General features: G+C 61.0%; 15 protein-coding genes and 1 tRNA gene. 11 read left to right on the plus strand and 5 right to left on the minus strand.

The genetic code is table 11. The features are described from left to right. Positions 1-71 precede the first annotated feature (71 nt). On the plus strand, positions 72-662 hold the full coding sequence (locus tag ACR3EK_RS01880) for a hypothetical protein (protein WP_170361569.1): 591 nt from the start codon (positions 72-74) through the stop codon (positions 660-662). A gap of 116 nt (positions 663-778) precedes the next feature. Continuing rightward, positions 779-1,954 carry an elongation factor Tu gene (gene tuf, locus ACR3EK_RS01885; RefSeq protein ID WP_170343064.1) on the plus strand — a complete coding sequence of 392 codons (1,176 nt, stop codon included), beginning with the start codon at positions 779-781 and terminating at the stop codon, positions 1,952-1,954. A 6-nt stretch (positions 1,955-1,960) separates the two neighbouring features. Here tuf and ACR3EK_RS01890 read toward each other — a convergent pair whose 3' ends face one another. After that, on the minus strand, positions 1,961-2,350 hold the full coding sequence (locus tag ACR3EK_RS01890; RefSeq protein WP_480632531.1) for a hypothetical protein: 390 nt from the start codon (positions 2,348-2,350) through the stop codon (positions 1,961-1,963). A gap of 45 nt (positions 2,351-2,395) precedes the next feature. Continuing rightward, complete coding sequence (locus ACR3EK_RS01895) at positions 2,396-3,100, minus strand: lysophospholipid acyltransferase family protein (RefSeq protein WP_170390736.1); 705 nt, start codon at positions 3,098-3,100, stop codon at positions 2,396-2,398. 144 nt (positions 3,101-3,244) lie between these two features. Here ACR3EK_RS01895 and ACR3EK_RS01900 point away from each other — a divergent pair. From ACR3EK_RS01900 to lptF, 8 genes are all read left to right on the plus strand, one after another. Next, positions 3,245-3,320 (plus strand) — tRNA-Trp (locus ACR3EK_RS01900). Positions 3,321-3,524: 204 nt separating this feature from the next. After that, on the plus strand, positions 3,525-6,839 hold the full coding sequence (locus ACR3EK_RS01905; RefSeq protein WP_480632532.1) for an adenylate/guanylate cyclase domain-containing protein: 3,315 nt from the start codon (positions 3,525-3,527) through the stop codon (positions 6,837-6,839). 122 nt (positions 6,840-6,961) lie between these two features. Continuing rightward, entirely contained in the window at positions 6,962-8,521 is a 1,560-nt protein-coding gene (locus ACR3EK_RS01910) for an FAD-binding oxidoreductase (RefSeq protein WP_480632533.1), read from the plus strand. A gap of 44 nt (positions 8,522-8,565) precedes the next feature. Then, positions 8,566-10,266 carry a hypothetical protein gene (locus ACR3EK_RS01915; RefSeq protein WP_480632534.1) on the plus strand — a complete coding sequence of 567 codons (1,701 nt, stop codon included), beginning with the start codon at positions 8,566-8,568 and terminating at the stop codon, positions 10,264-10,266. Further along, positions 10,259-12,016, plus strand: coding sequence for a ferritin-like domain-containing protein (locus ACR3EK_RS01920; protein ID WP_170440382.1), 1,758 nt, complete (start codon positions 10,259-10,261; stop codon positions 12,014-12,016). Before ACR3EK_RS01915 ends, ACR3EK_RS01920 begins: the two co-directional genes overlap by 8 nt. Continuing rightward, positions 12,013-13,320, plus strand: a complete 1,308-nt coding sequence (locus ACR3EK_RS01925; protein ID WP_480632535.1) for a radical SAM protein — start codon at positions 12,013-12,015, stop codon at positions 13,318-13,320. Before ACR3EK_RS01920 ends, ACR3EK_RS01925 begins: the two co-directional genes overlap by 4 nt. 11 nt (positions 13,321-13,331) lie before the next feature. After that, positions 13,332-14,771, plus strand: a complete 1,440-nt coding sequence (gene qhpG / locus ACR3EK_RS01930) for a flavin-dependent monooxygenase QhpG (protein ID WP_480632536.1) — start codon at positions 13,332-13,334, stop codon at positions 14,769-14,771. A 51-nt stretch (positions 14,772-14,822) separates the two neighbouring features. After that, positions 14,823-15,962: an LPS export ABC transporter permease LptF gene (gene lptF, locus ACR3EK_RS01935; protein WP_480632537.1), complete on the plus strand. Its 1,140-nt coding sequence runs from the start codon at positions 14,823-14,825 to the stop codon at positions 15,960-15,962. Between the two features lie 2 nt (positions 15,963-15,964). Here the strand turns inward: lptF and ACR3EK_RS01940 are convergent, their stop codons facing one another. Then, on the minus strand, positions 15,965-16,801 hold the full coding sequence (locus tag ACR3EK_RS01940; RefSeq protein ID WP_170436072.1) for a LysR family transcriptional regulator: 837 nt from the start codon (positions 16,799-16,801) through the stop codon (positions 15,965-15,967). Between the two features lie 104 nt (positions 16,802-16,905). On the opposite strand from ACR3EK_RS01940, the gene ACR3EK_RS01945 reads away from it, so the two are divergent. Next, positions 16,906-17,496, plus strand: a complete 591-nt coding sequence (locus ACR3EK_RS01945) for an HD domain-containing protein (RefSeq protein ID WP_170390745.1) — start codon at positions 16,906-16,908, stop codon at positions 17,494-17,496. On the opposite strand, the gene speB is transcribed toward ACR3EK_RS01945, so the two are convergent. Together speB and nspC are read right to left on the minus strand one after the other, a co-directional pair. Then, positions 17,493-18,335 carry an agmatinase gene (speB, locus tag ACR3EK_RS01950; RefSeq protein WP_480632538.1) on the minus strand — a complete coding sequence of 281 codons (843 nt, stop codon included), beginning with the start codon at positions 18,333-18,335 and terminating at the stop codon, positions 17,493-17,495. The genes ACR3EK_RS01945 and speB overlap by 4 nt on opposite strands. After that, positions 18,332-19,501 carry a carboxynorspermidine decarboxylase gene (gene nspC, locus ACR3EK_RS01955; RefSeq protein WP_480632539.1) on the minus strand — a complete coding sequence of 390 codons (1,170 nt, stop codon included), beginning with the start codon at positions 19,499-19,501 and terminating at the stop codon, positions 18,332-18,334. The genes speB and nspC overlap by 4 nt, the downstream gene beginning before the upstream one ends. Between the last annotated feature and the right edge of the window lie 97 nt (positions 19,502-19,598).

Here is a 19,598-nt window from a genome sequence, read left to right on the forward strand (position 1 = left end):
GCCGATACGGCTTGGCACAAGCTGCATCGGTGCGCTAGATCAAAGAAAAACACGCCTATCGAGACGAGACAATGCTGCGCATTCTGACCCTGATTACCGGACTGGCCCTGGTGGGCGCCTGCACGCAGACGCAACTCTATGAAGAACCGGAAGATCTGGGTGAATTCAAGCTGCGTGTGAACTATGCGTTTGCCGACAAGGCCGTCCAGGGGCCGGTGTCTCGTGACGCGACGCCCCAGGAATGGACCGAAGCGATCCAGAAGGCCGTCGATATCCGCCTTGGTCGCTATCAGGGCTCGCAGGAGTATGACATCGGGATCAGCCTCGAAGGCTATATGCTGGCGCCTCCTGGTATTCCGGTGATCTACAACCCCAAAAGCACAGCGATCGTTCTGGTCAACGTCTATGATGTCGGCAAGAAAGAGTTTCTGGCCAAGGGCAAGCAGTTCCAGGTCCTCGAAGATACCACCGGTGGCAGCGCTCTGAAGGGCTCGGGCAACGAACGCACCAAAGAAGAGCAGATGAGCGGTTTGGCACTGAAAGTGGCCGACCGCGTCGAGGAATGGCTGGCTGAAGAGCACAAGGACAACGGGTGGTTCGACCTGCGCCCCGGCCTGATCCAACCGATTGAATCCGGACAGGCGGTACAAAACCCGGCATAGTTTTGAGGATTTCCCTCAGGATGTGCTTGATTTTCCGCTTTGAACCAAATATCTCGCGCGCGCAGATGTAACCACGGGACCAAGGGTCCCCCAAATCGCAAAAGGGCGCCTGAGGAATGGCAAAGGAAAAGTTTGAGCGTACAAAACCGCACGTCAACATTGGCACGATTGGCCACGTTGACCACGGCAAGACGACGCTGACCGCAGCAATCACCAAGTATTTCGGCGACTTCAAGGCGTATGACCAGATTGACGGTGCGCCGGAAGAGAAAGCGCGCGGCATCACCATCTCGACCGCCCACGTGGAATACGAGACCGACAACCGCCACTATGCGCATGTCGACTGCCCCGGCCACGCTGACTATGTGAAGAACATGATCACCGGTGCGGCGCAGATGGACGGCGCGATCCTGGTTGTGAACGCCGCTGACGGCCCGATGCCGCAGACCCGCGAGCACATCCTGCTGGGCCGCCAGGTTGGCATCCCGAAGATGGTCGTGTTCCTGAACAAGGTTGACCAGGTTGACGACGAAGAGCTGCTGGAACTGGTTGAGATGGAAGTTCGCGAACTGCTGTCCAGCTACGACTACCCCGGCGACGACATTCCGATCATCGCAGGTTCGGCTCTGGCCGCGATGGAAGGCAACAACCCGGAAATCGGCGAGAACAAGATCCGCGAGCTGATGGCCGCCGTTGACGAGTACATCGACACGCCCGAGCGCGCTGTTGACCAGCCGTTCCTGATGCCGATCGAAGACGTGTTCTCGATCTCGGGTCGCGGTACCGTTGTGACCGGTCGTGTCGAGCGTGGTGTGATCAACGTTGGCGACGAGATCGAAATCGTCGGCATCCGCGACACGCAGAAGACCACCTGCACCGGTGTCGAGATGTTCCGCAAGCTGCTGGACCGCGGTGAAGCCGGCGACAACATCGGCGCCCTGCTGCGTGGTGTTGACCGTGACGGCGTTGAGCGTGGCCAGGTCCTGTGTAAGCCGGGCTCGGTTACTCCGCACACCAAGTTCGAAGCCGAAGCCTACATCCTGACCAAGGAAGAAGGCGGCCGTCACACTCCGTTCTTCGCGAACTACCGTCCGCAGTTCTACTTCCGTACGACTGACGTGACCGGCACCGTGACCCTGGCCGAAGGCACCGAGATGGTCATGCCCGGCGACAACGTGTCGTTCGGCGTCGAGCTGATCGCCCCGATCGCCATGGAAAACGGTCTGCGCTTCGCCATCCGCGAAGGCGGCCGCACCGTCGGCGCAGGCGTCGTGTCCAAAATCATCGAGTAAGGCGCATCAGCGCATACTGATGGAAAGGGCGTCCCTTGGGGCGCCCTTTTTCTTGTTGGGAAGCAGATCAGATGGTTCCAAGTCTGCCATTGTTTTCGATTTGGTAGTGCCCCCGACCCTCGGCTTGAGAAATCTTAACCTTCCGCCCATCTGCTCCAGAAGCTGAATGTCTACCTGATGTGCAACGCCGAAAGCGACCTGTGCACGCTCGGCAGAATGCCCGAACAGCAGGAAGACGCGATGTTTGGCTTTGAGTTTCTGAATTACGGGGCGCAAATCCTTCACAACAAGGACCTGGAAGACATGCGCGACGCCATTCTCAGCGATGATGATCACGAAGTCGACTGCACCGTCAGCGATTTTTTTCGGGAACGCAGAAGGCTTGGGGGCAAGCAAACCGGCGCCCTTCGCCGTGACTTTGGCGGAAAGCAGGCGGGCTGATCAGAGCTTTGGTTCCCACGGGGCGCGACCGACCATACGATCCGCCTCGGCGGTGATGTCATTCATGTGCTTCTCGAGGCTTTGACGCAGTTGCTCGATCTGCTCTTCCGACGCCTTGCGGGGTACGGTCTCAGTCCATTCGCGGCAAAGGAAGACGCCTTCGTTGCGCCAGGGGCGCGGCAGCAGCAGCCGGTCCCAGGTGCCCGCCTCACGGCCATGGCGGGCCGAATAGGTGATGCCAAAAACGCGTTTGCCCGAGCTGCGCGCCCAGACCAGCGGGACGGTCGAGCACACCCGTTCCGGGCCGCGTGGACCGTCGGCAGCTATGCCGATCGAGATCCCCTGCTTCATCTTGCCCAGCACTTCACGCGACAGGGCCACGTGACGCTTGTGGCTGGACATGGCGATGGTGTCCATGCCGAAGAGCTTCTGCACCCGGCCCACCATGCTGCCGGCGCGCGCGGCCGATGTGATCGAGCAGATGCGCCCCTTTTCCAGCGGAAAGAAATAGGGCGACTGGGCCAGCCGCTGGTGCCACAGCACCACGATGACCGGCTCGCCCTGTTCCGCGAGCTTGTCCAATTCATCATAGCCGATCCGCTGCCATTTGGTGTTGCGATGGACCATCCTGATATAGCTGGCGATGCGGCGCGCGGCCCAGTTCAGGGTTGTCTCGCTGTCAGCAATCTTCTTGCGAAGGCTCAAGGGTAATTTCCTCTCGGTGGGCCGAACCTTGTCTTATAGAACTGCACGACGCACGCAACTTCTTTGTCTAATGCATATGTGTCCGAGAAACTGAAAAAGCCTCTTGAGTCCGTCGCGCCGCTGGCATATCTGATGGCGCACCACAGGGGTATAGCTCAGTTGGTAGAGCGACGGTCTCCAAAACCGTAGGTCGCGGGTTCGAACCCTGCTGCCCCTGCCATTCTCCAAGCAAATCAGCAATGTTGCCTCCACGGTCAACCGTGCTGCGCCGGTTTGGTTCGCCAAACCTCTTGACGTGCGGGTAAAGAACGAAAAGGCTGTTCAGTCAGTTGGATAATGAACGGGCCACGGTTTGCGACGCGCGATCTGCGCGGGGTGGACCGAGCCAAAACAAACCGGCGTTGGACAGGCCGTTGGGGGAGAAATGACGGATATCGCCGCTTTTCTGGAGAAGTTGGGGCTGTCCAAATACGCCCCCGCCTTCGCTGCGGCAGAAGTGGCCTTGTCCGACCTCGTTCATCTGTCCGAGCATGATCTGATCGATCTCGGGCTGCCGCTGGGTCCCAGACGTCGCCTGCTTGCCGCAACCGCGCGTTTTGCCCAGGACACGGCCGGTGACGCCGTGCACACCCGCCGACAGGGGAAAATCGTGGCCGAACGCCGGCAATTGACGGTCATGTTCGTTGACCTCGTAGGCTCGACGGCAATGTCCGAGCGCCTGGATCCGGAAGATCTGGGCGAGCTGGTGCGGCGATTCAAAGAGACTTGCACAACCGCCGTTTCGAAATTCGGTGGTCACATCGCCTGTTTCATGGGGGATGGTGCGATGATCTATTTCGGCTATCCGCACGCGCAGGAGGATGCGGCCTCGCGCGCGATCGAGGCCGGGTTGCAGATTTTGGACGAACTCCCCGCGATCGACCGAAAGGAAGAGCTGCAGGCGCGGATCGGAATCGCCACGGGACTTGTGGTGGTCGGCACCATCTATGGGGACGGGTTGCGGGAAAACGACGTGGTCATGGGGCGGACGCCGAATCTGGCCGCCCGTTTGCAGGGTCTGGCCGAACCAAATTCGCTGATCATCAGCCCCTCGACGCGCCGCCTGGTCGGGGGCGCTTTCCGGCTGAAGGATGCCGGCAGGCATGTTCTCAAGGGGTTTGCGGACGAGATTCAGGCCTGGACCGTGGAGGGTACCGCGCGGATCGAACGGCGGTTCGAGATCAATCCCGAAGCGGGTTCCGGCCGTCTGATCGGTCGCGGCTCCGAGTTTCGCAAGCTGTGTGACAAGTGGAACGAAGCCAGTCACGGGGCGGGTCAATCCGTTCTGATCTCGGGTGAGGCGGGGATCGGAAAGTCCCGGCTGATCGAAGGGTTGGCGCACGAGTTGCAGGGTCAGGACATTCTGCGTCTGAATTTTCAATGCTCGCCGCTGCACACAAGCAGTGCTCTGTATCCGATCGTGCAGCAACTGGAACGTTCCGCCGGGTTCGCGCCGGCGGATACGGACGCCCAAAAGCTGGACAAGCTTCTGCCGCTGCTGCGGTACCTGACATCCGAACAACAGCGCCTGATTGCGGATCTGTTGAGCATCGATGCCGATGATGCATTGGGACCCTTGGACCTGCCGCCGCAGGTCAAGCTGGAAAAGACGCTGGAAGCCGTCACGCAGCAATTGGTGTCGATGGCCCGAAGCAAACCCGTTCTGTTGCTGTTCGAAGACGCGCATTGGGTGGACCCGACCACGCTTTCGCTGACCGACAGGGTGATCGAGCGGATCCGTGACCTGCCGGTTCTTATCGTGGTCACGGCCCGGCAGGGATTCGACCCCAGCTGGGGGCACCACCACAACACGTTGCACATCCCCCTGACCCGATTGTCGAATGCCGAGGTGGCGGAAATCGTCACGGATGTTGCGGGGGGCAAACCTTTGCCGGGTCCGGTCTGCGACCTGATTGCCGCCAAGACCGATGGGATCCCGCTCTTTGTTCAGGAGGTGACGCGTGGCCTTCTGGAATCCGGCCAGTTGCGGCTGACCGAGGATGGCTATGTCCTGCGCGGTCCGCTGCCGTCGCTGTCGGTGCCCAGCACGCTCAAGGATTCGCTGATGGAGCGTCTCGACCGCCTAGGCATGGCAAAGGACGTGGCGCAGACCGGTGCGGTGTTCGGGCGACGCTTTTCGGTGGCTCTGGTCGCGGCGGTCTCCATGCTGCCGGCAGCCTCGATGCAGGCCAGCCTGGAACAATTGGCCATGGCGGGCATCATCCAGCGGCCACCGGACGGGGCCGAGGACGAATACCTGTTTCGCCATGCTCTGATCCGGGACATGGCCTATGACAGCCTTCTGCGGTCCGAGCGGCAGGTCCTGCACGACCAGGCCGCGGGTGTATTGCTGGACCAGCAACCCTATCTTGCACAGACCCAGCCCGAAGTTCTGGCCCAGCACTATACGCTGGCAAACCGACCCGAAGAGGCCGTTACCCATTGGCAAAACGCCGGTCAGAGAGCGATCGAGCGGTCGGCCCTGTCCGAAGCACTGACTCATTTGTCCAAGGCGCTTGGTCTTGTGTCAGAGCTGCCGAAAAGCCACGACCGCGACTTGCGCGAGATTGATCTGCAAGTGCTGCGGGCGGGTGTCCTGCGCTCGACTGACGGGATTGCAGGCGAAGCGACAGGCGAGGCCTATGGCCGGCTGCGCGAGCTGTGCCGTCGGGCACGCGAGACGGAACGCCTGTTCCCGGTTCTCAATGGGCTTTATGCGTTTCACCTTGTGCGGGCCGAGTACCGCCTGGCCGGTGAGGTGGCGGACCAGATCCTGGACCTGGCCGAAGTCAGCGGCCGGACCGAGCACCGGATGGTAGGGCACCGCGCCATGGGGGCCGTACAACTGCACATCGGCAATCTGACGGATGCCCGGGCGCACCTGGAGCAGGCCTGGACCCTTTACGATTTCAAAACACATGGGAAGCTGGCCTATGTCTATGGCACCGACCATGCGGCCATCACAGCTGGCTTTCTGGGGGTCTGTTACAGCCTGATGGGTGAGCCGGCCCGTGCGCGAAAGGTTCAGGCGCAGGCTTTGGACTGGGCCAATGAATTGCAACACGCGCACAGCGTAGCCCAGGTCCTGACCTATACGTGCATGGTCCATCTGTTGAACCGCGATATCGACGCACTGATCGCGACCGTCGCACCGCTGGAGGAGATTTCTCGCGAGCACAGATTGGCCTTCATGTCGATCACGGCCCGCATGTGGCTCGGTTGGGCGCGGGCGCACCGGACCCCGGACGCCGAGCACATCGCGGCCCTACGGCAGGCGTCGGATGACTGGTGGTCCAGTGGCGCCGGAAACTACAAAAGCTTCTTTCTATCGCTGATCGCGGAACTTCTGGTGCGTGCCGGGGGGCTCAAGGCCGCCAAGCAGGCGCTGACGCAGGCCGAACTTTGGCGCAAAGACACCGACGAAGGATGGGCCGATGCCGAGGTTCTCAGGGCCCGCTCGTTGCTTGACGATCATGAGCGGAAAGATCCCAAACCGATGCTCAAACAGGCGGTGTCCGAGGCGCGCAAATGCGGGGCCAGCCTATTCGAACTGCGCGCAGCCGTGGCGCTGACGCGCCACGTTTCCAAAACCGGGGGCCGGCCGGGGCCATGGCTGTCGGATGCCCTGGAACGTTTCGACCTAAAGGCCGACATCCCTGAATTGCTCGAAGCCCGGGCATTGCATGAAACGATCTCTTGACCGGTACGGAAGCTTTCTGCCAGCTTGGGACGGGCAGAAATGGGTTGATGGAAAGACCGTAAAACGTGCGCGCAGTGTTTTTTCCTGCGCGTTCTGCATGTTATGCCAAGGGAGCACCCATCATGCGCAAGATAAGCAAGACCATTCTGGCCAAGGATCGGGTCGCCTCCAGCCGAACGGACCTGTCGCTGCAGCGCTATCATCCGATTACGCCTGAGCAGATCCGGGAGTTTGAAAAAGGCCTGGTTGGATCGGTCGTTTTGCCGACTGATCCGAACTACAACACGGATCGCCAACTGTGGAACCCGGCCTTTCAGGACTACCCGGAAATCATTGTCTATTGCGAAACCATTCAGGACGTGCGGGCCAGTCTGGCCTTCGCGCGGGCCCATGATCTGTGGGTGGTCAGCCGATCGGGCCGGCACAGTACGGCGGGGTACTCGGTCAACAATGCGATGGTGCTGGATACCAGCAGGATGTGTTACGTGACGGTCGATCCAGATACCCCGATGGCCTATGTCGGCCCCGGTACCCCGTTCAAGGTCCTGAACTCGGTGCTGGATTCCTATCACCTGCATGTGCCGGGTGGCGCGTGTCAGGATGTCTGCGTGGCCGGATTCATGATGGGCGGAGGATACGGGTTCACGTCGCGCCTGTTCGGAATGGCCTGCGACAATGTCCTGGGCGTGACGGTTATGCTGTGGGATGGCAGTATCGTGATCGCGGATGACACGACCAACGCCGATCTTTTCTGGGCGATCCGGGGAGGCACCGGCAACAACTTAGGGGTGCTTCTGGAAATCCGGTTCAAGCTGCACAACCTGTACGAAGTTTGGGGCGTTCATATCAAATGGCCGCTGGACAGGGCTGCCAAGGCTTTGGAGTTTCTTCAGGCCAACTACATGAAGGACGGTCTCTCGGACAAATTTGGGGCCTACATCTTTCTGGCTTATCAAGGAGACCAGAAGGTTCTCTTGGTCTCGGCCCTATATCACGGGCCCGAAGACGAAGGGCGCCGGGTCATTCAGCCGCTGTTGGACGAACCCATTGGCGGCCACATGGAAAACAGCAAGACAGGGACCTACCAGCAGATCAATTCCTGGCTGTATGACGAGAAATACGACATCCCGGTGGTCCCGGATCAAGCCCGCGAAGACAAGCAGGGCGGGTACATCGCCCGCCAACTGTTGCAAGATGAATGGCAAAGGGTCGTCGATTATCTGGACAGCACGCCAAACGACTACGGGGCCGTGGCGATCGAGCCGTATGGCGGGGCGATCAACCGAATGCCGGTTGGCAAACAGGGAAACGCCTTCATTCACCGCGACGTGTCGATGAATTTCTACGTTGACGTGTTCTGGTTGTCCGAGGATGAGAAAGACGTCGTGGTCCCATGGCTGGATGGGTTCATGCAGATGATGACGGACGAGGGCTTCTTCATCGATCGCTGTTATCAGAATTATCCGCGGCGCACTCAGTTGAACTATCGTTGGCTCTATTGGGGCGACAACTTCAACTCACTTCTGTTCGTGAAGCGGAAATTCGACCCACAGAACTTCTTTCACTACCAGCAGAGTATTTCTCCGGTTCCGGACGACGCTCCGCCGGACATCATTCGGGACAAGTCGACTCCGTTCTTCTCGGACCCGACGATTACCTATCAAAGCTATTCGTACCCCTGAAAACGGGTTGCGGACCGGCATGGCCAAACTGGAGAGCGCCCGGCATGGACACGATACAGGAAATCTTCTTTCTGCCGCCGATGGCCGTTGCCAGGCTTGGCCCGGGCGAGACCCCGCTGGAAAGCTACGAATGGCAGCAGGATCTGGACGCGCATGGCAACAACAAGACGGTCATACGCTCGAACGTGACTTTGCGGGAAAACGAGGATGGGAGTGTCTCGGCCTACCTGCCGGACCCGCGGAAGATTCGATTTCGGGATGAAGGCACCGGCGCCCTGCGCCCGGTCGCGCCGTTCTTTGAACTGTGGGCGCGAATGTTCGATGCTGAAACCGGCGAGGCCTATGAAACTCCTGTGACTCTGAACCTTCTTGAAGGGCAGGGGCTGTCGCTGAAGAACATCCGCTACACGGTCGCTGTAGGTAATCAGAAAGCCGCCCGCCGCACCGGAGATGCAGCCTGCGGGTTTCGTACACGGGTCGAGATCGCGGCCGAGGATTTTACTCCCAAACCCTTGCTGGCCTTCAGTCCGCACACGTCGGAACAGCAACCGCTGGTCTATGAACACAACCCGATCCCGCTGGGCTCGGTGCGGGTTGTCCGCCCGGTCCAAGGGACGGACGAGCCGGTGCCCGGCGAGATGGTGGACCGCAGTCTTCTACGTTTGCGGTTCACTCCGCCCAAGGGCGAGGTATACGGCCCGCCCGACGCCGCCTTCGGCCCTGCAACTCTTGCTGTGCCGGGATACAAGAATGACCCGCCCAAATCGGAATATGGCCGGATTCATGAGATCGTGCCGGCCCAGAACCGCATCCTGAACCCGGACACGCCGTGGTCGAAGTGGATCATGATGTCGGGGTTGTCTGACGATCCCGAACCGCATGACAGTTATGATGGTGCACGGGTCGGCAACGATCAGTCCTGGGGGGTGGTTGACGACACGTGTGATGGAACGATCGAGGCCACGCTGGCTGTTCGCGGTCAGCGTTTGGTCGCCCGGGCGCGCATCTTCACTGGGCCGCCGGATTTCGCACCGGATTGCCGGCCTTTCTACAGCCTCGAAGACGATCTGGCGGATCGCGACATGTCGTTGATCTCGGTCACCGCCGAAAACTACCTTGATGCAAAAACCGAAGTGGTCGACATCTTCCGAAGGGCGTTCGAGACCAACAGCCTGATCAATCTGGACGACATCCGGGCACAGGGCCTCAAGGACAATGCCTCTCTTCAGGCGCAGACCAGTATCGCACCCACACCGGGCCTGCCGTCCACCGATGCGGCATCGATGACGGAAAAGGACTCGGTGCCGCCCGACAAGATCGACGAGTTGATCCGCCCACAGCCGGTTTCGGTCTTTTCAAACTCGGTCCCGAATGAACAGCTGCCCTATACGGTCGCCACCAAGTTTGTGCACGAGCAGTTGATCGATGAAGAAAACCTTTTGGATTTTCTGCGCCGCAGGCCTGATTTCGTTCGGCGATTGATGCGCCCACCCTTTGGCGTTCTGGCCCAGTTCGAAGAGGACCCGAACCCTGACCAGACACCCGATCCCGCCTTCCGCGACCCGCGGATCGTGCGCGACATGATGCACGACGCCCGCATGCCGCCCTACATGCGGGATTCAAACTATTTTCCGCTCTCGTTGTCACGGCGGCAGTACCACCTGGTGATGTCTTTCATCGATTACCTCGAGGCGCACCCGCCCGCGCCCGAAACCCAACCGGTAGGAGAGCCTCGGGATGTCTGACAAACCAGCGCCGATCCGCATCAAACCCCGCAACCTGACGGCCCGTGCGGCCTACAAGGTGCCCGGCAACCCTGACAACACTCGGCTGGACGGGTCGGTCGGAAATTGTTTCCCGGGGCTGGAAATGGACGTACGCGACCTTGATCGCCGGTTCTTTCCGGGATTGGTTTTCAATGCCGTACGTGTCCCGCTGAACCCGGTTCCGGAAGCACCCGAAAATACGCAAGGGTTTCATCTGGTCTATGTCGACTATTTCTATGACCCGATGTTGCCCGATGAGAGTTCGACACCTTGGGTGCAGGACTTGCTGGACGCCTATCGTGGTGACATCGGCGCCGAGCTGTCCAGCGGCCGGTGGTTTCTGGCCTGGGTCGAACAAGGCGGGCGACGTATCTCGTTCCGCGACGACAAGGGCAAACCCTACGACGGCATGCTGGTTTGGCGGTTCATCCGCAGCCTTGAATGCGGCGACGACCATCCGGTGACCATCGCACTGGAGCGGCGCAATCACGACGGTGTCGTCGACGCACCGCCGGTCGTCCTGCATGGATACCGCCGGCAGTACCGCACCGAAGCCGGCGTGTTCGATACGGCCTACGACCCCGGAGAGCTGACCCAAAGCCTGTGCAATCCCTGGTCGCATGACTTTCGGGATTGCGGCTGCCACTACTGGCCATCAAACCACCCGGATGTGGTCACTGCCGAAGTACCGCATGACACCCGCCTGCCGACTGGTGCGCCCGACGATCCGGTTGTGGCCGAAACCTATCTGGATTGGCTGCGCTCGGACAAATCGCCCTCGGGCAATGTGGCGGCGTTGAATACCGTCGAACAGAACCGCCCGTTTCAGATCGACCATTACGAGGTCAACCAGATGTGGAGCGACCTGCCGATCGTAGTCGAGGGACGCGAGACCGGCGAAGTCTATGAGGCCGACACGGACCTGCCCGGTGTCGAACCGTATGAAAGCGTAGCGGCGATGGTCAAAGACCTGCAGACCCGTCTGGCGCCGATGGAGATGACGCTCAGCCTGCAATACCTCTATGCCTATTTTTCGCTGGCCGATCCCGAAACCGTCGATTCCGAGCGCTGGCCAACGTTGAAGGATGATCTGATCTTTGCGCGGCGCGCCCTGCTTGAAGTTGCGATCGGCGAGATGACCCACATGCGCTGGGCAAACCAGTTGCTGTGGTCGTTGCAGGGCAAGGATTATAAGCCAGTGCTGACGCCCGCGCTTGCCCTGCCCATCGGACCCAAGCGGATCATCCCACGGTCGTTGCGCCCCTTGACGCCCGAGGCCATCGACGACTTCATCGAGATCGAACGCCCCGACGGGTTCATCGACCGTGCTTATGCCCAGTGCGTGGCGACACTGGAACACAAGGCGTTCACCGATCGGCGTCTGTATGCTTTGGCCGTGCGGATCGACACCGACGGTGACGAGCATTTTCTGCGGTTCCGCCAGATGAAGGACGTTCTGGCCAAATACCAAACGGGCCGCGGCACACCTGCCTATCTGCGCCCGATCCAAGTGGGCTCGGAAACGCAGGCGAAAGAGGCACTGGATCTGTTCCGCCGCATCACCGATGGGCTCGAACAGGCCTATCAAAACGAGGCTCAGAACCGATTTGCCGAAGCGCAGAAGTATATCCAGCAGGTGCGCGACACGATGAAAAGCTTCCGGGTCGCCGGTGAAGCCTTGGCGGAAAAGGGTATCGGTATCCCGTTCTGGCCCGAGGTCGAGACATGACCGACCCATCTGCCGAGGTGCATTTTTTCGAAACGACATTGGGCGAGCACATGCTGGCCGTAGATGGCTCGCGCGTGTTCGATGTGCCCGAAGGAACGGCGGATCACTTCGCCCGTATGGCCGCCGAAAGTCAGCGAGAGTTTCTGACGCAGATGGGTCTTGATGGTGTGCCGTTCATTGACGACGCGCCGCCGCGCCGCATGCCGGTCAGGTCTTTGTCGCTGGCGGTCGCGCAGAAATGCAACTTGGCGTGCACCTATTGCTATGCCTCGCAGGGCAGCTTTGGTGGTCCTGCCCGCAGTATGGAATGGGAGGTCGCGAAAGCCTCGGTCGATCGGCTGATCATGGACGCGGAACCCGGCACCCGGATCAATCTGGCCTTTCTTGGAGGCGAGCCGTTGATCAATCGCGACCTGATCCGAAAAACGACGGTTTATGCTGCTGAACACGCGCAACGCAACAAAGTGGATGTGGGATTTTCGATCACGACGAATGGCACGTTGCTGCGCCCGGAAGACGCTGAGTTTTTCGAAGACCACGCCTTTGCCGTCACCATCAGTCTGGATGGCGTTCGCAAGGCACATGACCGGTTGCGCCCCAACCAGGGTGGGCGCGGCAGCTACGACACCATTCTGCGCAAGGTGCTGCCGTTGCTGGACAAACAGCACCGCATGCAGGTGGGCGCTCGAGTCACTGTGACACCGCGCAACATCGAGCTGCCTGAGACCCTGAGCCATTTCATAGGCTTGGGTTTCCACTCGGTCGGGTTCTCACCCATGCTGGCTTCGCCAACCGGGCGCGAAGAAATGAGCAGCAAGGACATGGCCGAAATGCTTTCGCAGATGATCCGCTGCGGACGCGTTTTCGAAGACGCAGTGCTGCAGGGCCGCCGCTTTCCCTTCTCGAACATGGCCGCCGCAATGCACGAGATCCACCGTGGCACGCACCGGCCCTACGCTTGCGGAGCCGGTGGCGGATATTTCGGGGTTTCGGCGGATGGCGATCTGTTCGCCTGCCACCGCTTCGTCGAGGACGACTTGGCCGCGATGGGCAATGTCCATGACGGCCCGGATGCGCGGCGAGAAGCCTGGCTGGCCGAGCGCCACGTGCACAACCAATCGCCGTGCAACACCTGTTGGGCACGGTACATGTGCGGTGGCGGTTGCCATCACGAGGTCATTCATCGTGGCCGCCCGGCATGTGATTATATCCGCGGCTGGCTGGATTATTGCCTGCAGGCCTATGTCAGGCTGTCGGCTGCCCGCCCGGATTTCTTCGGCGACGCTGCCCGCCGTTCGGCCTGAGGGCGCAGCGGATGGCGGCCGAGATTGAAGCCGAGATCTGCGTGATCGGCGGTGGCCCGGCCGGGGCCGTGACAGCGATGCGGCTGGCACAGCTGGGGCGACGGGTCTGTCTGCTGGAACGCGCCATCTTCCCACGCCAACACATCGGAGAGTCACTGCCTGCCTCCATCTGGCCCATTCTGCGGTTTCTGGGTGTGGGCGATGCTATGAAAGCTGCGGGATTCCTGCAATCGTCGGGTTCCGTCCTTATGTGGGGCGGGGCGTTTGAAAGGCGGGGTGAACCAGTTGACGATCCGGGCCTTCTGGTGGATCGCAGCCGGTTCGATGCCATCCTGCTGGACGCTGCACGCCAGTCGGGTGTTCGTGTGTTGCAACCCGCACGCGCCTATCGACCACGGCGCACTGGCGCCGGTTGGGAGGTTCCGATCCTGACTGCGCAGGGAAAAGGCCGGCTGCGCCCCGACCTTTTGGTGGATGCGGCGGGCAAGCATGCGGGACTGGGTCGGAGGTTCCGCCCGGCCTCAGCGCCATTGACGGCGCTCTATGCCTATTGGCAAGCCCCACCGGGTTTTGGCACGCAGGCCCGCGTGGAGGCTGGTGATGCCCATTGGTATTGGGGCGCAGCACAGCCGGACGGTACGGTCAACGCTTGCGTTTTTGTCGACCCGTCGGATTGCACTGGTTTGTTGCCGGCAGCCCGGCGTGATCTGTATCTGAACCTTCTGGCACGATCGACTCTTCTGGCCGGCTGTCTGGAGCAGGCGCGGATGGGCCCGGTGCGCCGGTGTGATGCCAGCAGCCAATGTGAATTGACACCGCCCGCCGATGATCTGCTGCGTGTGGGCGAAGCGAGTTTCTCGGTCGATGCGCTGTCATCGCAAGGGGTGCAACTGTCTATGGCGCAGGCCATGCAGGCGGCAGTGGTTGCAAACACGATTCTGACTCGGCCCTGCGACACCAACATCGCGCTGGGGTTCTATTCGGGACGACAGCGCGAACGCGTAGAAACCCACGCCGAATTGGCGGCGGCATTCTATGCACGTCACCACGAGGTCACCTCTGGTCCGTTCTGGAGCCAGCGCGCACAGCCTCTGGACTGGCTTCGCCGCCCGCCTGCGGACCTGCAGAACGCCGAGTTGTCCCCGGGCGAGGTGCTTCGCCGGTCGCCGGAGGCGAAGCTGATACAGGGCGGTGTGCAAGGCGACGCGTATGTTGTGCGGTCAGAGATTCTGACCCACCCCAATTTGCCGCGCCCGGTCCACTCGCTGGCGGGGGCCGAACTGGCGCCGTTGATATCCGATCTGCGCGACTCACGCTCTGTGCCCGATATTCTGCAGCGATGGTCGAGCCGCATCGGACCCACCTCGGCGGTTAAGGTCCTGCGGTGGCTGTGGCACACCAAAATCCTTGTGCCGGCCGGTGAACTGGGGCGCAATCGCGGTTCCCCTTGACTGGCGAATGGCCTAATGTCCCGCCAGGATAAAACAGCCGAAAGAGGTCACATGTCGCGCTTTGATGGGTATTTCCTGCGGCAGCTATTGGTTCTTTTCGGCTTCTTCACGCTTGTTCTGGTGGGCGTGTTCTGGATCACCCGCTCGGTCAGCCTGTTCGAACACGTCATCAGCGGCGGCCAGTCAGCTATGGTGTTTCTGGAGTTCACGGCGCTGACCCTGCCAACACTTGTCCGAACGGTCATGCCGATGGCGGTCTTTGCCGCCGCAGTCTATGCCACCAACCGGCTGAGCCGGGAAAGCGAGCTGACCGTGATGCTGGCCACCGGGTCCAGCCCATGGCGGCTGGGCCGGTCGGTGTTGCTGTTTGGTCTGGTGGCGGGGCTGATGATGGCGATCGTCAGCGTCATTCTGCGGCCCGCATCCGTAGAACAGCTGGAATTGCGCCAGGCCGAGGTGGCAGGTGACATCACCGCGCAGTTGCTCAACGAGGGGGAGTTCATGCACCCGGCTCGGGGCGTGACCGTCTATATCGGTCGGATTGATCTGGATGGCACATTGCACGAGGTGTTCGTGTCCGACCGTCGCGATCAGGAAAACCCCGCCACATACTCCAGCACGTCCGCCTATCTGGTGAACAACGGATCCGGCGTTCATCTGGTCATGGTGGATGGGGTTGCACTGCGGTTGAACAAGGAAGGCAAGACCCTGTCGTCGACCCTTTTCGACGATGCATCATACGACATTTCGGAGCTGTCCCGAAACACTGACAATGGACGCCGCAGTCTTGAGGCGATTCCGACGATCGAGTTGTTGGGCGATCTTGACGCTGTCGCCGTGGCAGACGGCTACCCGTTGGGGGAATTGGTGGAAGAGCTGCACCAGCGGTTTTCCTGGATCGCGATCTGCATCACCGTGGCGCTGGTGGGGTATTCGACTCTGATGCTGGGCAGTTTTTCCCGGTTCGGCCTTTGGCCTCAGATATTCGCGGCATTCACGATTCTTGTCTTGTTGGAAGGCGTGCGTGGGTTCGTATCTCCGGTGGTGATCAAGGATGCGAAGCTATGGCCGCTGCTCTATGGTCCAGCCGTTGTCGGGTTCGCAATATCGGCCGTATTCCTGGCTTTCGCCGGAAGACCGATCATCCGCCGGCGGGTGAGAACTGCCGCACCCGCGCCATCCCCGGCCTGAGGTCAGTCCCGCAGCTCTGACAGGCACTGGTGTAATTCACCCAACAGTTTTTGGTGGTCGTCCTCTGCGCGCGAGACCAAGTGGACCGGTAGAATTAGCGGTGCGGCTTCCTCGACCATGCGCAGCGCGCCATTCTCAAGGTGCGGGGCTACAACGCTGTGCGGGAAAAAACCGCGCCCGCCGCGTTGCAGGATATAGCGCAGTGCCATCATGCAATTGCCCAGAAACACGGTTTGCCCAGCAGACAGCCGGGCAAGACCGCGTACATGCTCCTGATAGCCTTCACCAAGTTCGAGATTGATGAAAACAGGATCGGTACCGGACTCAGCCAGATGGGGCGTCTCGACAAGGATCAAGTGCTCGGGCGGCAATTCCTGGCACGAAATCCCGGACCGCGATGGCCTCTCATGTGTCAAAGCCACGTCCAGAACGTGCGAAGCAACGGCCTCGGCCATGTTCAGCGTGTGGTCATAGTTGAGCGTCAACAGAAGTTTGCCAAACCTCTGCTCGAACCGGACGGCCAGATCGACCAGAAGCGGGTCCCAGATGCTGAGCTGAGCGCCCAAGCGAAGGGCCACACGACCCTGACTTTGGGCCGGCAGGTCCTGCGAGGCGAAGGACCAAAGCGACAGCATCTGTTCGGCATAGGGTTTGAACTGTGCCCCGAAGTCGGTGAGGCTGGTACCGCCGGCACCACGTGAAAACAGGGCTTTGCCCGTGGCGGCCTCAAGCTGGCGGATCCGTGCACTGACAGCCGTCTGTGTCACGTTCATCCGTCGGGCCGCAGCATGGAAACCACCGGTTTCCGCCACGCATAAAAACGTTTCGAGTTCACGCATCTGCATGTGAAACTATTTTTTGATCGACGTGATAAAATCAATTTATTTTTTCTATTGGCTGGTCGCGGCTAGTCTGGCTGTGACCCGCAGACAAAGGACCCGCCATGCTGGACAAAAGCCACAAACCCACCTGGACCAGTTTCGAAGAGGCCACCAAGGCCGATTGGGACGCCGTCATGGAATATGAAGAGGCCTATAACGCGGCTTTGCCCGACCGAATTCTGGATGCGATCCGGTCCTTGGACGAGGAATGGACGCCCTATCCGGTCAACCGGTATCAGCACAGCCTGCAGGCCGCGACGCGGGCCTACGAGGATGGCGCGGATGAGGAACTGGTCGTTGCGGCCCTGATCCATGACACCGGGGACATCCTGTCGCCTTACAACCACGGTGAGCTGTCAGCGGCGATGATGAAGCCCTATGTCAGCGAACGGACCCATTGGATCCTGAAACATCACTGCGTGTTCCAGGGCTATTACTATAACCACCATCTGGGTGGAGACCGCAACGCGCGGGACAAATACCGCGACAGCCCCTATTGGGAGGACTGCCGCTATTTCTGCCACGAATACGATCAAAAGGCGTTCGACCCGGACTATCCGACCAGGCCGCTGGAGTTCTTCGAGCCCATGCTGCGCCGCGTGTTGAACAAGGGCGACGGGCATATGGAGCTGAACGAAACCGTGGACGCCTAGCAGGAGGCCATCAGGCGATAAACGATCTGTGCCGTGGTGAAATCCCACGCCGCGTTGCCGTCCGGGGCCAGTTCGACCACGTCGAAGCCCACGCAGCGGCGGCCTTTCAAGGCGTGTTCGACCAGATGCAGCGCCTGATAGTATCCCAGCCCGCCCGGAACCGGTGTGCCGGTGGCGGGCATTAGCGACGGGTCCAGCCCGTCGACGTCAAAGCTGACATAGACCAGTTCTGGAAAGTCCTCGGGCAGGTCGACGGCATGAATGTTGCCGGTCACCAATTCTTCGGAATCCACATGGAAGACACGGTTCCTCAGACGGCTTTTGGCTTCTTCGGTCGAGAAGGCGCGTACGCCGAATTGCGCCAGACGGACGCCTTCCTCGGCCAGCAGATGCATGACCGAGGCGTGGCTGTGTTTCTCGCCCTGATAGGCGTTGCGCAGGTCGGCATGAGCGTCGATCTGCACGATGCCGAGGGGCTGAGCCAACGCGCGGGCCACGCCCATCACCGCGCCATAGCTCAGCGAGTGTTCACCGCCCAGCGTGACCGGCACCTTGCCGGCGTGGATCGCGGCCTCGGTGCGCTGGGCCAGACACTCCATGACGTCCGGCAGCGGGCCGGTGCAATCCAGCGAAGGTTCGGTGAAGATGCCATCGACACAGGGTTCGGAATGGCCAGTGATGCGCTCGAGTTCATTGCTGGCTGCGATGATCGCGGCGGGGCCGCCTGCCGTACCCGAACCGTAAGAGACCGTGCGCTCCAGCGGCACCGGGATCACGCGGAACCGGGCGTCTTCGCTGCGCTCGGCCTCGGTCAGTTCGCTGTCGAGGAAAATGCTCATGAAAGCCTCTCTTTGAAGTCGTCGTAGCCGAATTGCCTGATGATCTTCAGGTCATCGGTTTCGCTGTTCCACAGGGCGATGGTGGGCAGGGGCACGCCGTTGAACGTGTTGGTCTTGACCATCGAGTAATGCGCCTGATCGAGGAAGGCAAAACGCTGCCCGATCCGCAGCGGCTCGGCCCAGGTGTAGTCACCGATCACGTCGCCAGCCAGGCACGAGGGGCCGCCCAGACGATAGGTGTGGCCCGCCTCGGCCTCGTCCATCAGGGCGGGGCGGTAGGGGGCCTCGATCACGTCGGGCATGTGGCAGGTGGCCGAAATGTCGGTGATCGCCAGATCCATCCCGTTGTGCGGCAGGTCCAGGATTTCGCCCACGAGGATGCCTGCATCCAGCGCCACGGCCTCGCCGGGTTCCAGATAGACCTCGACGCCGTATTTGGCGCGGATGTGTTTGATAAACTCCACCAGCCCGTCGCGGTCATAGTCGTTGCGGGTGATGTGGTGGCCGCCGCCGAAATTCAGCCATTTCAGGCTGTTCAGGAATGGCGCGAGCTTCGGTTCGATCGCCGCCCATGTGCGCGCCAGCGGCTCGAACCCCTGTTCGCAGAGCGTGTGCATGTGCAGGCCATCCACGCCCTCCAGCGCCTTGGCGTCTAGTTGGCTGACCGGGGTGCCGAGGCGCGAGCACGGGGCGCAGGGGTCGTATTTCGCAACCTCGCCTTCGGAATGTTCGGGGTTGATGCGCAGCCCGACCTGCCGCCCGGCGGCCTGTGCCTTGGCCAAAAAGCGGTCTTTCTGCGCGGGGCTGTTGAAGATGATGTGATCTGAGAGCGCAAGGATTTCGTCGATATCGGTTTCCTTGTAGCCCGCGCAAAAGGTTGCGACCTCGCCGCCATATTCCTCGCGGCCCAGCCGGGCCTCGTAGATGCCGCTGGCACAGGTGCCGCCGAGATACTGGCGCACCAGCGGGGCCAGCGCGTACATGGAAAAGGCCTTGAGCGCGGACAGGACATGCGCGCCGGACCGCTCGCCAATATCGGCCAGAACCGCAAGGTTTCGCTCCACCGCCTTTTCGTCGACGACGAAACAGGGTGAGGGGACGCGGGTCAGGTCGAAGTGGCGGAAGGCGCCGGCGTCTCCGGCCTGGGTCTGCATCAGTTGGGTCATGTCCGGCGTCTCCGATTGGTGGGTAGGACGGGGGTGCGACTTGTCGCCATTGTCGCTCGGACCAATGGCGCCCCCCCCCGGATATTTTGGGCCAGAT

It is taken from the genome of Ruegeria sp. BC8 (assembly GCF_056535705.1).

Excerpts from the sequence above, each read along its gene's own strand:
- ACR3EK_RS01910 (WP_480632533.1), top strand. The coding sequence starts at position 6,962 with ATGCGCAAGATAAGCAAGACCATTCTGGCCAAGGATCGGGTCGCCTCC.
- lptF (WP_480632537.1), top strand. The coding sequence starts at position 14,823 with ATGTCGCGCTTTGATGGGTATTTCCTGCGGCAGCTATTGGTTCTTTTC.
- ACR3EK_RS01920 (WP_170440382.1), top strand. The coding sequence starts at position 10,259 with ATGTCTGACAAACCAGCGCCGATCCGCATCAAACCCCGCAACCTGACG.
- ACR3EK_RS01915 (WP_480632534.1), top strand. The coding sequence starts at position 8,566 with ATGGACACGATACAGGAAATCTTCTTTCTGCCGCCGATGGCCGTTGCC.
- qhpG (WP_480632536.1), top strand. The coding sequence starts at position 13,332 with ATGGCGGCCGAGATTGAAGCCGAGATCTGCGTGATCGGCGGTGGCCCG.
- tuf (WP_170343064.1), top strand. The coding sequence starts at position 779 with ATGGCAAAGGAAAAGTTTGAGCGTACAAAACCGCACGTCAACATTGGC.
- ACR3EK_RS01925 (WP_480632535.1), top strand. The coding sequence starts at position 12,013 with ATGACCGACCCATCTGCCGAGGTGCATTTTTTCGAAACGACATTGGGC.
- ACR3EK_RS01880 (WP_170361569.1), top strand. The coding sequence starts at position 72 with ATGCTGCGCATTCTGACCCTGATTACCGGACTGGCCCTGGTGGGCGCC.
- ACR3EK_RS01905 (WP_480632532.1), top strand. The coding sequence starts at position 3,525 with ATGACGGATATCGCCGCTTTTCTGGAGAAGTTGGGGCTGTCCAAATAC.
- ACR3EK_RS01940 (WP_170436072.1), bottom strand. The coding sequence starts at position 16,801 with ATGCGTGAACTCGAAACGTTTTTATGCGTGGCGGAAACCGGTGGTTTC.
- speB (WP_480632538.1), bottom strand. The coding sequence starts at position 18,335 with ATGAGCATTTTCCTCGACAGCGAACTGACCGAGGCCGAGCGCAGCGAA.
- nspC (WP_480632539.1), bottom strand. The coding sequence starts at position 19,501 with ATGACCCAACTGATGCAGACCCAGGCCGGAGACGCCGGCGCCTTCCGC.
- ACR3EK_RS01945 (WP_170390745.1), top strand. The coding sequence starts at position 16,906 with ATGCTGGACAAAAGCCACAAACCCACCTGGACCAGTTTCGAAGAGGCC.